At 57.5% G+C, this 12,876-nt stretch carries 10 protein-coding genes; 1 reads left to right on the top strand and 9 read right to left on the bottom strand.

Going from position 1 to position 12,876, the window contains the following annotated elements; all coding sequences use genetic code 11:
- Nucleotides 1-2 precede the first annotated feature (2 nt).
- The 6 genes from RUE5091_RS06140 to RUE5091_RS06160 all read right to left on the bottom strand — a co-directional run bounded on the left by RUE5091_RS06140 (nucleotide 3) and on the right by RUE5091_RS06160 (nucleotide 4,749).
- Entirely contained in the window at nucleotides 3-1,565 is a 1,563-nt protein-coding gene (locus tag RUE5091_RS06140; RefSeq protein WP_058281122.1) for an efflux transporter outer membrane subunit, read from the bottom strand.
- A gap of 11 nt (nucleotides 1,566-1,576) precedes the next feature.
- A complete protein-coding gene (locus RUE5091_RS06145; protein ID WP_058280997.1) occupies nucleotides 1,577-2,722 on the bottom strand; it encodes an HlyD family secretion protein in 1,146 nt (381 codons plus the stop codon).
- A gap of 21 nt (nucleotides 2,723-2,743) precedes the next feature.
- On the bottom strand, nucleotides 2,744-3,106 hold the full coding sequence (locus RUE5091_RS06150) for a DUF3302 domain-containing protein (RefSeq protein WP_058280998.1): 363 nt from the start codon (nucleotides 3,104-3,106) through the stop codon (nucleotides 2,744-2,746).
- Nucleotides 3,107-3,140: 34 nt separating this feature from the next.
- Nucleotides 3,141-3,707 (bottom strand): disulfide bond formation protein B, encoded by a 567-nt coding sequence (locus RUE5091_RS06155; protein ID WP_058280999.1) that lies wholly within the window; start codon nucleotides 3,705-3,707, stop codon nucleotides 3,141-3,143.
- A gap of 10 nt (nucleotides 3,708-3,717) precedes the next feature.
- Nucleotides 3,718-3,873: a DUF5993 family protein gene (locus RUE5091_RS23525; RefSeq protein WP_279385374.1), complete on the bottom strand. Its 156-nt coding sequence runs from the start codon at nucleotides 3,871-3,873 to the stop codon at nucleotides 3,718-3,720.
- A gap of 114 nt (nucleotides 3,874-3,987) precedes the next feature.
- The gene (locus RUE5091_RS06160) at nucleotides 3,988-4,749 is read right to left on the bottom strand and encodes a DeoR/GlpR family DNA-binding transcription regulator (RefSeq protein ID WP_058281123.1); all 762 of its coding nucleotides are present in this window, start codon (nucleotides 4,747-4,749) and stop codon (nucleotides 3,988-3,990) included.
- A 188-nt stretch (nucleotides 4,750-4,937) separates the two neighbouring features.
- On the opposite strand from RUE5091_RS06160, the gene glpD reads away from it, so the two are divergent.
- Nucleotides 4,938-6,524 (top strand): glycerol-3-phosphate dehydrogenase, encoded by a 1,587-nt coding sequence (glpD, locus tag RUE5091_RS06165; protein WP_058281000.1) that lies wholly within the window; start codon nucleotides 4,938-4,940, stop codon nucleotides 6,522-6,524.
- 37 nt (nucleotides 6,525-6,561) lie between these two features.
- On the opposite strand, the gene RUE5091_RS06170 is transcribed toward glpD, so the two are convergent.
- The 3 genes from RUE5091_RS06170 to metG all read right to left on the bottom strand — a co-directional run bounded on the left by RUE5091_RS06170 (nucleotide 6,562) and on the right by metG (nucleotide 12,853).
- A complete protein-coding gene (locus tag RUE5091_RS06170; protein ID WP_058281001.1) occupies nucleotides 6,562-9,699 on the bottom strand; it encodes an efflux RND transporter permease subunit in 3,138 nt (1,045 codons plus the stop codon).
- Nucleotides 9,700-9,702: 3 nt separating this feature from the next.
- Entirely contained in the window at nucleotides 9,703-10,869 is a 1,167-nt protein-coding gene (locus RUE5091_RS06175) for an efflux RND transporter periplasmic adaptor subunit (protein WP_058281124.1), read from the bottom strand.
- A 265-nt stretch (nucleotides 10,870-11,134) separates the two neighbouring features.
- Nucleotides 11,135-12,853, bottom strand: a complete 1,719-nt coding sequence (gene metG, locus RUE5091_RS06180) for a methionine--tRNA ligase (RefSeq protein WP_058281125.1) — start codon at nucleotides 12,851-12,853, stop codon at nucleotides 11,135-11,137.
- Nucleotides 12,854-12,876: the final 23 nt, after the last annotated feature.

Here is a 12,876-nt window from a genome sequence, read left to right on the forward strand (position 1 = left end):
GCCTAGTTCAGGCTTGCGCCTGTAGGGTCTTGTTGCAGCAGGTCGCCCCAGTCGGTGCGATAGGCCATTTCGGCCAACACGGTTTCAGGCAGGAACTCCTGATTTTGGCGAATCTGCCAGCCGCCGCCCAGCCCCTTGTACACGGCAACAAGATTGCTTGAGACCTGCTGTCGCGCCTCGATCAGATTGGCTTGCGACCGCAGCAACGCGGTTTGGGTATTCAGGATGCGAGAATAGTCAGCGATACCGTCACGATACTGGTCCACCGCGATCTGGGCGGCCTTGCGCGATGCGGTGACGCTGTTTTCGTAAAAACCCACCTGCTTGCGCGATTGGGCATAGGCGACCATCGCGCTTTCCACCTCGGAATAGGCGGTCAGAACAGTGTTCTGGTAATTGGCGATCAGCGCCTGATAGGCCGCGTCCTGCGCACGGACGTTGTTCTTGATCCGGCCGTAGTTCAGCACATTCCAGACCACACCCGCATTGGCCAAACTGGTTGTGCTGGCCGCGGAAAACAAATCTCGCCCGCCCGAAGCCTGCAATCCGATGGACCCTGACAGAATGAATTGCGGGTAAAGATCGGCTATCGCGATGCCAACCTGGGCTGATTGCGTTGCCGCCGCCAGTTCGGCTGCGCGCACATCCGGGCGGCGACGCAGCAACTCGGCCGGAACACCCACGGCAACATTCGACCGGGCCGAGGGGATGCGCCCCGAATTACCCAGCAAGCTGGTCATGCGTGACGGCGTCGCCCCCAACAAAACAGCCAGCGCGTTCTTGGCCTGTTGCAGATCGCTTTCAATTTCGGGGACCAGCGCCTTGGTATTGTTCAGCAGGGCAGTGGATTCCTGCACGTCCAGTTCTGTCGTCACACCGTTGTCAAAGCGCAGTTGGGTCAGATCAGCGGAGGCTTGTTGCAGTTGGATGTTCTCGCGTGCGACCGCCAGAGACTCCTGCAACGCGCGGATATTCACGTACAGGGCCGCGACATCGCCGGTCAGTGTCACCAGCGCGTCGTCGTAATTCGCCACCTGCAGCGCCAGATTGGACCGCGCCGCCTGAACTCCGCGCCGTTGCTGACCCCAGACGTCCAGTTCCCATTGCGCGTCGAACCCGACCTGTGATGTCGAGAATTCAGTATCCAAAGGGATGATCCGGTTGACATCCGCGATCGGCCCGAGGTTGTCGCTGATTTGCCGCCGCTCGATCGAGCCTCCGATGGCCTGCGATTGCGGATACAGCTCTCCGAACGCGATACCTAGCTGAGCGCGGGCTTGCAGGACGCGTGCACCGGCCACCTGCAGGTCAAGGTTTTGGGCATAGGCCTCAGCCACCAGTTTATTCAAGGTGGGGTCATTGAACGTCTCCCACCATTTGACCACCGGCGCGCTGCGCGAGGTCAGACCGCTGGGTCCGACGCTGGGGCTGTTCACCTCGATCCACTCCTTTACGACCGGAGAGTTCGGGCGCACGAAATCAGGGCCAACTGGCGTACAGCCAACCAGCAGCGCCGCGCATAGGGCGGTGCCGATCAGTCTGCGGTGAAGTCTGGCCCGGGTCATATCATGCATCCTCAGATATCCAGTGGTCGGATGAAGTTGGCGAAGGAGTACAGACGGATATTGATGCGCCGCAGGAATTCGAAACTTTTGCCCTGACCGGTGTAGATAGCCACCGCCGCGTGACCCCCTGCGGGAAAGGTGTGACCGTCCGGAATGTCGACCGACATCTGCACCGCGATGCGCCCGGGCAGTTTCGGAAACTCGAAACCGGGTAGGCGGCCCGATGGCAGGTACTGACCCTGACGTGTGGCCCACCAGATAGCCTCGACCTTGCCGGTCAGAATCTCGCCGGGATATAGGTCCAGCGCGACCTCTACCTCTTGCCCAACTTCGACAAATTTCAAGTTCTGCTGACGATAGGTGGCCAGAATGTACGGATTGTCCTTGGTCACGAAACTGGCAATTGCACCCAACCGGATATCGCCAACCACTAGACCGGGGCGGGCCTGTTGCGAGACGATCATGCCGTCTTCCGGCGCATAGATTGTCGTGTTATCAAGGAAATACTGGGCCTTATCCAACTGAGCTTGCGCCTGAAGGATACCGGTATTCACCCCGTCGATCTGCGAATCCAACGCCAGCTGCGCCTTTTCCAGATTGGCTTCGGCCTCTTTGACCTGTGCCTGATCTTCGGCGACTTGTTCGTCCCAGCGATCCAATTCATCCTGCCGCGCGCCACCTGCGGGCACGAGGTTTTGATACCGTGCTTGTTGTGTCAGCGCATAGGCCAGTTGCGCATTGGCGCGCTCGATGGCCTCGGACGCTGCGATCACGTCTTGTTCCAGGATTTTGGCATTCTGTTCAGCAGCCACCAGCTGAGCAGTTGCCTCTTCAACCTCCAAGGCGAATACGGTGTCATCAAAGCGATAGAGGGGATCGCCCTTTTTTACCTCGGTATTCGGCTCGACCAGCACTTCGGTCAGGATCGTCGGCTCGGTCAAACGCGGCACGATCTGGATGGTCGAACGAACCACATGACTGTCGAGGGAAAACGGCTGGAAAAAGCGCAGCGCAACAAGGAAAATCAACAGCAGATGCGCGCCAACCCAGAAGGAAACGACCCCCCAGGTGATGTTGAATTTCAGCAACTTCGCTTTGAAGAAAATGAACCAGACGAAAATGATGTAGAACAGCGTAATGCCGAGGGCGACAAACATATTTTGTGACTTCCTTTGGCCTTAGCTCTTCTGCGTCTGGTCAGGGTCCAGCGGGTCGCTGTATTCTTCGTTCACTGTTCCGCCCAACCGTTTGATTTCTTTTCGGATAGCATCCTTTTCATCGTCAGGTGTTCGACGAATGTCGACTGTGACGCCATCGTGAAAGGCCCACATAAATGCATGCACCCAGGGCACGACGGCCAGAAAGCCCATCCATCCCATGATCTTGACGGCTTCGGCATGGGGGTGATTGCGTTTGATTGCAATCCGCCCCGGTAACCCCATGATGAACAGGATTAGCGCCATCACTGCCCCGAGAAGCAGGATCAATGCCACGAAAGTCAGGTAGTCATAGTAGCCCAGCGGCTGCCCCAATAGTCCCATGCTCGCGCCCTTTTGTGGGAAGGTTATCCTATCCTCAGCCGTCGGCGCCCAGTTCGTCAATCAATTTGTAGCTGGTGGGCGGGTCTGCGCAAATTCCCGGCCCACATTCCAGCAGTGTCGAAACCGCATTCAGTGCCGCCAGGCCAAGCATGATGAAAAACGCGCTTTTGGCCAGAGTGCTGCCACCAAAACGCGGTTGCTGGGGGTCCGTGGCATATTGCCGATCAAATAAGAGCATAACGGCTGTGCCCAGCAGGATCAGGAAAAAGCAGATCGCGGACCAGGTGTAATAGTGCAGCCCCAATACAGGCGAGCCATAGTGACCGGTGCCCGGTACGATATGCAACAGAATTTGGCGCACGGCGACGCTGCCGCCGAACAGAGCTGCAAGTAGCATAATGGCATAATGCTGCGGCCGCGCGCCGTAGAGCAGGTTCAGACCCAACCCAACCCCTACGGCCACAAACCCAACCCTCTGCAATAGGCACAAGGGGCAGGGCAGTTCATAGAGTGTCAACTGGTAGACATAGGCCAGTACCAACACCAGGCTGACGGCCAGCATGCCAAACGCGTTAAGAGTGCGTGAAAGTTCCGGTGTCATCGCAGCCTCCTCACAATTGGATCGTAAGTTGGCTGGTGGCGTGGAATTTCAGCCAATACACACTCAACGCCAGCGTGAAAAAGAACAGCACGTTGGCGGCTGTCGTCCGTTGAAAGTAATTCAGTCCCATTGTGACTGTAAGTAACGCAAATAAAGCCGCTATCATGGCCCGGATCTCCCCTCCCGTGCACCGATTGCAATATGTTAGACTGTGTCAGGCGAATACGGTTCTGGCAAGAACTCGTGTCAGAATTTCCCGTTTAATGCGAGCTTCTTGGGATCAGGTGGACAGCTTTAACAGGGTTTGCCAATCAGAACATTTTTTGGCCAGCCCGTTGGGGGGCGTGTTGTCGGTATAGAACACGTCTACCTCGGATAACGAGGCTATTCGTGCGGGAGCCGTGCGTTGGAACTTGGATTGGTCGGCCACAAGGCAGGTGCGGCGGGCCTGGGCAATGATGGTTTGGCTGACCCGGACTTCCTGAAAGTCAAAATCCATCAGGTCACCTTCAGCATCCAGCGCTGAACACCCGATGATTGCACAGTCGAACTTGAACTGTTCGATGGTCGCAATTGTCAGATTGCCGATCAATCCCCCGTCCGAGCGGCGCAACACGCCACCTGCCATGACGATCTGACAGTTGGGATTGTCGACCAGAATATTGGCGACGTTCATGTTGTTCGTCACCACCATCAGGTCTTTGTGGTCCAGCAGTTGCCGGGCAACGGCCTCGGTCGATGTGCCGATGTTCAGGAACACCGATGCGCCATCAGGGATATCTTGCGCACAGAGTTGCGCGATACGCGCCTTGGCGTCCGCGTTCAGCGCGCGGCGGTCCTCATACCCGATGTTCGAAACGCCCGAGCGCAGGACAGCGCCACCATGCACACGGTCCAGCTTTCCCATATCGGCCAGTTCCGAAAGGTCGCGACGGATGGTTTGAACCGTCACGTCAAACCGCAGGGCCAGATCTTCGACCATCACGCGGCCATCCTGTCTGGCGATGTTCAGAATGTCTGACTGACGAAAGGAAAGGGACACGGTTAGCTCCAATTGTGCTGTGTTCGTTTTTGTTCTGTATTCGGAAAATTGCAACAGACTATTGGGCGGCTGGTGGGTTTAACGCAACTTATGTGACAAAACGAACATAAACGAAAACAAACATTGACGAAGCGCGGGCCTGTGCGGTTAATGAGCGCGCGTTTTCCACAAACGGGAATCATCCAGATATGGAACAGTCACACGATCAGATCTCTGATCTTTTCATCATCGGTGGCGGCATCAACGGATGCGGCATTGCGCGCGACGCAGCGGGGCGTGGGCTTTCGGTGACACTGGCCGAAATGAATGATCTGGCTTCGGCAACGTCTTCGGCCTCGACCAAGCTGTTTCACGGCGGGTTGCGGTATCTGGAGTATTTCGAATTCCGCCTTGTCCGCGAGGCACTGATCGAACGCGAAACCCTGCTGCGGGCGATGCCGCATATCAGTTGGCCGATGCGGTTTGTGTTGCCGTACCACGCGGACATGCGGTTCGATTCCGAAACCCCGACCTCGCGCCTGTTAAGCACCGTCATGCCATGGATGAAGGGGCGCCGCCCGGCTTGGCTGATCCGGTTGGGGTTGTTTCTGTATGATAATCTGGGCGGGCGTAAAATCTTGCCGGGTACTGCGTCCCTAGACCTGAAAACCGCACCTGAGGGGCGGCCGCTGCAGGACAAGTTTGAAACGGCCTATGAGTATTCGGATTGCTGGATCGAGGATTCGCGTCTGGTCGTTCTCAACGCCCGCGACGCCGAAGCGCGCGGGGCCAATATCATGGTTCGCACCGAAGTTTTATCTGCGAAACGAGTTCACGATCTGTGGGACGTAACGGTCCGGGACCGCGACATCGACGAGACCCGCGTCATCAAAGCCAGAATGCTGATCAACGCGGGCGGCCCTTGGGTTGGGGATATCATTCAGTCGAAAATCCACGTTAACTCACGCGAGGGTGTCCGTTTGGTGCGGGGCAGTCATATCGTGACCCGCAGGCTGTTCGATCACGACAAGTGCTATTTCTTTCAGGGCGAGGATGGACGGATCATTTTCGCCATCCCGTATGAGCGTGACTTCACCCTGATCGGCACGACGGATCAGGATCATCCGAACCCCTCAGAACCCCCAGTTTGTACCGAGGCGGAGCAGGATTATCTGTGCGCGTTTGCGACTAAATACTTCAAGACGCCGGTGACCCGTGATGAGATTGTGTGGACCTATTCCGGCGTCCGACCCCTGTACGATGACGGCGCCAGCAGCGCCACTGCGGCCACGCGTGATTACACGTTGAAAGTAGACGCGCAGGATGGAGCGCCGGTGCTGAACGTATTCGGCGGCAAGATCACAACTTATCGCCGATTGGCCGAAAGCGCGTTGGAAAAAGTGGCCGAGCATTTCCCCGATCTGCCAGGCCCGTGGACGGCAGGTGTAGCTATGCCCGGCGGAGATTTTCCTGTCGACGGGGTACAAAAACTGGTGGCTGGGTTGGAAGCTGACTTTGTCTTTCTGGACCGCGACTGGGCCGAACGTCTGGTGCGCGCCTATGGCACCGAGGCCAGGATCATTCTAGGGGATGCGAAATCCGCCCAAGACTTGGGTGAGGACTTCGGTGCCACACTGACGGCGCGAGAGTTGGAGTGGCTTATGGACAAGGAATATGCCCGCGCGGCCGAGGATGTCGTCTGGCGTCGAAACAAGCTGGGCTTGCGTCTGAGCGCTGAGCAGATCGCTCGGATACAGGATTGGATGGACCATCGCAGCGAGCAAGCTGCAGCCTAATAATTAAGCCCCGCCAAAATGGCGGGGCTTTTTTCTTTTATGCGGTTTCCTCAGATGGTCCGGGATCGTTCTTGGTGCCCTTGATCCACTCCCTGAGGCTTTGCATCAGGGCATAGAGAACCGGCACCAGAATGACACCAACCAGCGTGGCCGCCAGCATTCCGCCAAAGACCGCGACACCAATGGCCTTTTGGCTGGCTGCGCCCGCACCACTGGCCGCCAGCAGCGGTACAACGCCCAGCAGGAAGGACAGAGCGGTCATCATCACCGCGCGGAAACGCTGATAGGCTGCCTCGGCGGCGGCATCCCGGATCGAAAGACCATTGGCCCGTTGCTCCATCGCGAACTCAACGATCAGAATGCCGTTTTTCGATGCCAGCCCCACAAGCATGATCATCCCGATCTGCGTATAGAGGTTGATATCACTGCCCACGATGGCCACGGCGGCCACCGCCCCGAACAGGGCCACAATCACCGACAGTAGGATCGACACCGGCATTGTCCAACTTTCGTACTGACCGACCAGGAACAGATAGCCAAACAAGATCGCCAGCCCTAGTATCACAATCACCAGACTGCCAGAAGCAAGCTGCTGCTGCGCTGTTCCGGTCCATTCGAACGCATATCCCGGGGGCAGGGCGGTTGCCGATTCTTCAGTCATCACGTTGATCGCGTCGCCAGTGGAAAGACCCGGCGCAGGCACAGCTGTTACAGTCGCCGACCGGAACAGGTTATGCCGTTTAAGCAGTACTGGTCCCAGCACGTTTTCCACGTCAATCAGCGTGCCCAGTGGCACCATCTCACCTTGTTCCGAGCGGACATAGAGGTTCGAGATATCTTCGACATTGTCGCGATAGCTGCCATCGGCCTGGATCATCACGCGATACACCCGTCCAAACAGGTTGAAGTCGTTGACATAGTACGACCCCAACTGCGCCTGCATGGTCTGGAACACTTCGGCCACGGACACTTGCAGCGTCTTGGCTTTTTCGCGGTCCAGATCAACGAATAGCTGCGGCACGTTTGCGCGGAAGGTCGTATAGGACTGCCCGATTTCGGGCCGCTGGTTCGCCGCGTAGACGAACGACCCCACGGCCGAGGCCAGTTCCTGCGGTGTTCCGCCCCCGGTTTGTTGTACCTCCATCTCGACACCGGCCGAATTGCCAAGGCCCTGAATAGGCGGCGGGTTAAAGGCAACGATCGAGGCCGCAGATTCCCCATACGCAATCGCCAGGACCTTTTGCAGGATAGCATCCGCGCTCAGGTCGTCATCCTGACGATCATCCCAGTTTTCGAGGTTCACAAAGATTGCCGCGCCGTTCGTGGTGGTGCCGTTCAGGATCGAGAAGCCGTTGATTAGAACGGTACTTGCCACGCCGGGGATCTCTTGGATTTGATCGTCAACACGGGCCGAGACGACCTCCGTCCGTTCCAGCGTGGCCGCGTCTGGCAGCTGAATGTCGACGAACAGATAACCGTTATCCTCAAGCGGCAGGAAACCACTGGATGTGCTGGACATGATAGTCCCGGTTCCCATGGCCAGTGCAACGATGACGCCCAGACCAACAACCGGCAGGATCAGCAGTTTGCGCACGATGGCGACATAGCCGCTGCGGATGGAGCCGATGAATCGCTCAAACACGGCCAGCAGGCCTTTGGGTGGACCTGAACGGGCTTTCAGAACAAGGCCGCACAAGGCTGGCGATAGGGTCAACGCGTTGATCGACGAAATCACAACGGCGGTCGAAATCGTCACCGCGAACTGTGAATACAGCCGCCCCGAGATGCCGGGCATGAAAGTCACCGGCACGAACACGGCCAGCAGAACCAGCGTTGTCGCAATCACCGGGCCGGTGATCTGACCCATGGCCTTGCGGGTTGCTTCTGCCGGGGGCAGGCCTTCGTCCGCTATGATCCGTTCTACGTTTTCGACCACAACGATGGCGTCATCCACCACGATCCCGATGGCCAAAACCAAAGCAAATAGCGAGATCGTGTTCAGTGACATTCCAAACAGCAGCAGGAACGCAAACGTACCGATCAAAGAGACAGGGATCGCAACCGCCGGGATGATCGTCGCTCGCCAACTACCTAGAAAGACGAATACAACCGAGATCACCAGAGTGAACGTCAGGATCAATGTCGTGACCACGTCATTCAGGGACTGTTCTACAAAGTCGGTGGTGTTAAAGGGAACGTCATATTCCACATCGGTGGGGAAGGTGCGCGATAGCCGCTCCAACTCGGCCTCGACACGTTCTGACACCGCTAGCGCGTTCGCACCAGGAGCCTGATAAATGCCGATGACGGTTGCAGGAACACTTTCGAAGTAGCCCGAGGCCGCATAGTACTCTGCGCCCAGTTCCACTCGTGCGATATCCTTGACCCGCACAATTGAGCCTGCATCGCCAGTTCGAATGACAATCTCTCCGAACTCGTCGGCCGAAGTCAGACGGCCCTTGGTTTTAATCGTGTATTGGAAGGTTTGCCCCTCGGGCACCGGAGGCGCACCGATCGAGCCCGCCGACACTTCGACGTTCTGCTCGCGGATGGCGTTGATCACGTCGCCGGGCGTAATGGACAGGGCGGCCATCTGATCCGGGTCCATCCATATACGCATGGCGTATTCCAGATTGGTCAGCACGTCCGCTTTACCAACCCCCTGAACTCGCGCCAGCGCATCTTTCAAGTTGATCGAGGCATAGTTGGAAAGAAAAACGCTATCATAGGTGCCGTTGGGTGAGGTCAGCGTCACCAGCAGCAGCATATTGGTCGACGCTTTCTGCGTCACCACGCCCGAGGCCGTCACTTCAGCTGGCAGTGACGACATGGCCTGTGCCACGCGGTTCTGTACGTTCACCGAGGCGATATCGGGGTCGGTGCCGACCTCGAAGGTAATATTCAACGAATAAGAGCCGTTATCGGACGAGGTGGACGTCATATAGATCATGTCGTCCACGCCGTTCACCTGCGCCTCAATGGGCGCGGCAACGGTGTTTTCAACGGTCCCGGCGTTGGCACCGGTATAAGTGGTCGTCACGCTGACCACTGGCGGTGTGATGTCCGGGAACTGGGCAACTGGCAGAACCAGATAGCCGATGCCGCCCATGATGGTCAGGACAAGCGAAATAACAAGCGCCAGCTTGGGCCGGCTGATGAACAGGGCTGAGAACATCTGTTATTCTCCCGGCTGCTCAGACGCCACGACAGCGTCAACTGCGACACCGGGGCGGACCCTTTGCAGGCCTTCGACGATAACGCTTTCTCCTTCGCGCAATCCGTCTTTTACAATGACAGCCGTCCCTTCGTTCTCGCCGGTCGTGATATAGCGCTGTTCGACCATTTGCTGATCGTTGACCACCAGAACGAACTCGCCTCGCTGATCTCGTTGCAGCGCGGCTTGCGGGACCAGAACCTCAAGCGAGGGTTCCAAGGCTTCGATGCGGACGTTCAGAAAGGCACCGTCTACGATCAGGCGGTCGGCATTGTCAAACTCCGCCCGCATCGTGATCGCGCCGGTCAGGGGGTCGATCCGGTTGTCGACAAATACAATTTTACCGATCTCATCCAGTTCGGACCCATTCGGCAGGGTCAGGCGCACGTTCGGGCTTTTTTGGCTTTCTGCCAGCGATGAGGGGTTTTCACCAACAGTTTCCAGAACCGAGGTAAACTGCTTTTCGTTCAGCGAAAAATTGACGTAGATCGGCGCTTCGCTGACAATATTGACCAGCGGAGGATTCGTCGGCCCGACGACATCGCCTACACTGATTGCCACGCGACCGATACGACCGTCAAAAGGCGCGTGAATCTCGGTATAGCTTAGGTCCAGTTCAGCCTGCTGGATCGCGGCTTTGGCAGCTTTGACCTCAGCCTCGGCCACCAACTCGTTGGCGCGGGCAATATCACGCTCGGATTCCGGCGTGGCGTCGCGCTTGTACAACTCTTCCTTCCGGGCCAGATCGACCTTGGCCAGTTCCAGATTGGCTTGGGCCCGGTCCAGGTCGGCGTTGCGTGCCTCGAGCGTGGCCTGATAAAGGTCGGGTTCGATGGTAAACAGCACGTCACCCTGTTTTACCAATGCGCCGTCTTCCACATTCTGACTTTCCAGAAACCCGCTGACGCGGGCGACGATATCGGCTTTGTCCAAAGCTTCGGCTCGGCCGATGAATACGGCCTCTTGGGTGATTTCCTCTGTATAGGCCGCCGCGATGGACACTTTGGGTGGTGGGGCGTCGCTTTGGTCTTGTGCCGTGGCTGCGTGTGCCATGCCCAGACAGACCAAGACAGCAAAGGCCTGGACCGGTCCGCTGTGACGGATATTCAAGTTCTTCAATGCAAGGGACATGGCAGGCGCCTCGTTCATTCTAAGGATTTTGCGCCACGGCAGGTTGGCCGCCCCGGCGAGTCGACTGAATTCAGGTCAGGATGACCGTTTTAGGATTATATCTCAAGCTTCTTGAATACGATGAACGGGCGAAGACCTGCAGGAATTTTCTCGGTAACAGGCTGACTTAGGCCGATCTGGCTGCGGACATATGGTTGGCTCCGGTGAGGCAATTGAAAACGGGGACCGTTTGGCCCCCGTTTCCAAATTCAGATGTTGCACCGGATCAGTCGCGCGTGCCCGCGAACCGGTTTTCCCAATCTTCGCGCTGTTCGTCAGTGATTTTGGCGAACAGCACGTCTGGCACCGTAAAGGCATGCCCAGCAGGCAGGGCGTTCAGCGCTGCCGCGACATCGTCGGGCCAACTGGTGTCCAGTGTGTTCATCGCGCTCAGCATTCGGGCCGAAGTTTCGGGGATAAACGGCGCGCTGAGCACGGCATACAGGCGGATCAGGTTCAGGCCCAGACGCACCTGTGCGGCGGCCTGTTCCGGGTCTTCCTTGAAGGTCGACCAAGGCGCTGCGGCCTGTAAGTACTCGTTGCCCGCAACCCAGATCGCCCGCAATTCCTGCGCGGATTTGCGAACCTCCATTGACTCCATATGCCCTTCATAGGCGCGGACACGTTTGGTGAGGTCGTCTATCAGGGTTTGCTCGCGTTCGCCAAAGGTACCGCCCTCGGGTACGGACTCGCCAAATTTTGAGCGACAGAACTTGGTAATCCGGCTGACAAAGTTGCCCAAAACATCTGCCAAGTCCTTGTTCACCGATTGCTGGAAGTTCTCCCACGTGAACTCGCTATCGCTGCTTTCAGGCGCATGGCTCAGCAGCCACCAGCGCCAATAGTCGGCCGGCAGGATGTCCAGCGCCTGATCCATGAATACGCCACGGCCCTGACTGGTCGAGAACTGACCGCCATCATAGTTCAGGTAGTTGAACGATTTCAGGTGGTCGACCATTTTCCACGGCTCGCCCGAACCCAGAATCGTTGCGGGGAAGGACAGGGTATGGAAGGGCACGTTATCCTTGCCCATGAATTGGACATAGCGCACGTCATCGGCACCCTTGTCAGTGCGCCACCAGCGCTGCCAATCGGCGTCGGTTTTACCGTTTGCGTCAGCCCATTCCTTGGCGCAGGCGATGTATTCAATGGGCGCGTCGAACCAGACGTAAAAGACTTTGCCCTCCATTCCGGGCCAGTCCTGATCGCCTTTTTTGACTGGCACGCCCCAGTCCAGATCGCGAGTGATGCCTCGGTCTTGCAGGCCGTCACCGTCATGCAGCCATTTCTTGGCAATGGATGTCGTCAGGATCGGCCAGTCAGTCTTGCCGTCGATCCACGCGTCCAGCTGGTCTTTCATTGCTGATTGACGCAAATACAGGTGTTTGGTTTCGCGCACCTCCAGATCGGTCGAACCGGAAATGGCCGAGCGCGGCTCGATCAGGTCGGTCGGGTCCAGCTGCTTGGTGCAGTTTTCACATTGGTCACCGCGCGCGCGGTCATAGCCGCAGTTGGGGCAGGTGCCCTCGATATACCGGTCGGGCAGAAAGCGGCCGTCAGCATTGGAATAGACCTGCTTTTCCGTCACTTCGCGGATCAACCCGGCGTCATCCAGCTTACCTGCGAAATGCTGGGTCAGCTTCTTGTTCTGATCGCTGGACGAACGCCCAAAGTGATCAAAACTCAGGCCAAAGCGGTTGGCGATGTCGGCCTGAATGCCATACATCTCGGCGCAATACTCGGCCACTGGTTTACCCGCCTTGGCGGCGGCCAGCTCGGCGGGGGTGCCGTGTTCGTCGGTGGCGCACAGGAACATGACCTCATTCCCCCGGCCACGCTGATAACGTGCGTACAGATCGGCTGGCAATTGCGAGCCGATCAGATTGCCGAGGTGCTTGATCCCATTGATGTAAGGGATTGCCGAGGTGATGAGAATCCGAGCCATTTTGCGTTTCCACGTATCTATCT

Source organism: Ruegeria denitrificans (assembly GCF_001458295.1).
GTDB lineage: Bacteria > Pseudomonadota > Alphaproteobacteria > Rhodobacterales > Rhodobacteraceae > Ruegeria > Ruegeria denitrificans.

Excerpts from the sequence above, each read along its gene's own strand:
- RUE5091_RS06140 (WP_058281122.1), bottom strand. The coding sequence starts at position 1,565 with ATGACCCGGGCCAGACTTCACCGCAGACTGATCGGCACCGCCCTATGC.
- RUE5091_RS06150 (WP_058280998.1), bottom strand. The coding sequence starts at position 3,106 with ATGGGACTATTGGGGCAGCCGCTGGGCTACTATGACTACCTGACTTTC.
- glpD (WP_058281000.1), top strand. The coding sequence starts at position 4,938 with ATGGAACAGTCACACGATCAGATCTCTGATCTTTTCATCATCGGTGGC.
- metG (WP_058281125.1), bottom strand. The coding sequence starts at position 12,853 with ATGGCTCGGATTCTCATCACCTCGGCAATCCCTTACATCAATGGGATC.
- RUE5091_RS23525 (WP_279385374.1), bottom strand. The coding sequence starts at position 3,873 with ATGATAGCGGCTTTATTTGCGTTACTTACAGTCACAATGGGACTGAAT.
- RUE5091_RS06145 (WP_058280997.1), bottom strand. The coding sequence starts at position 2,722 with ATGTTTGTCGCCCTCGGCATTACGCTGTTCTACATCATTTTCGTCTGG.
- RUE5091_RS06175 (WP_058281124.1), bottom strand. The coding sequence starts at position 10,869 with ATGTCCCTTGCATTGAAGAACTTGAATATCCGTCACAGCGGACCGGTC.
- RUE5091_RS06170 (WP_058281001.1), bottom strand. The coding sequence starts at position 9,699 with ATGTTCTCAGCCCTGTTCATCAGCCGGCCCAAGCTGGCGCTTGTTATT.
- RUE5091_RS06155 (WP_058280999.1), bottom strand. The coding sequence starts at position 3,707 with ATGACACCGGAACTTTCACGCACTCTTAACGCGTTTGGCATGCTGGCC.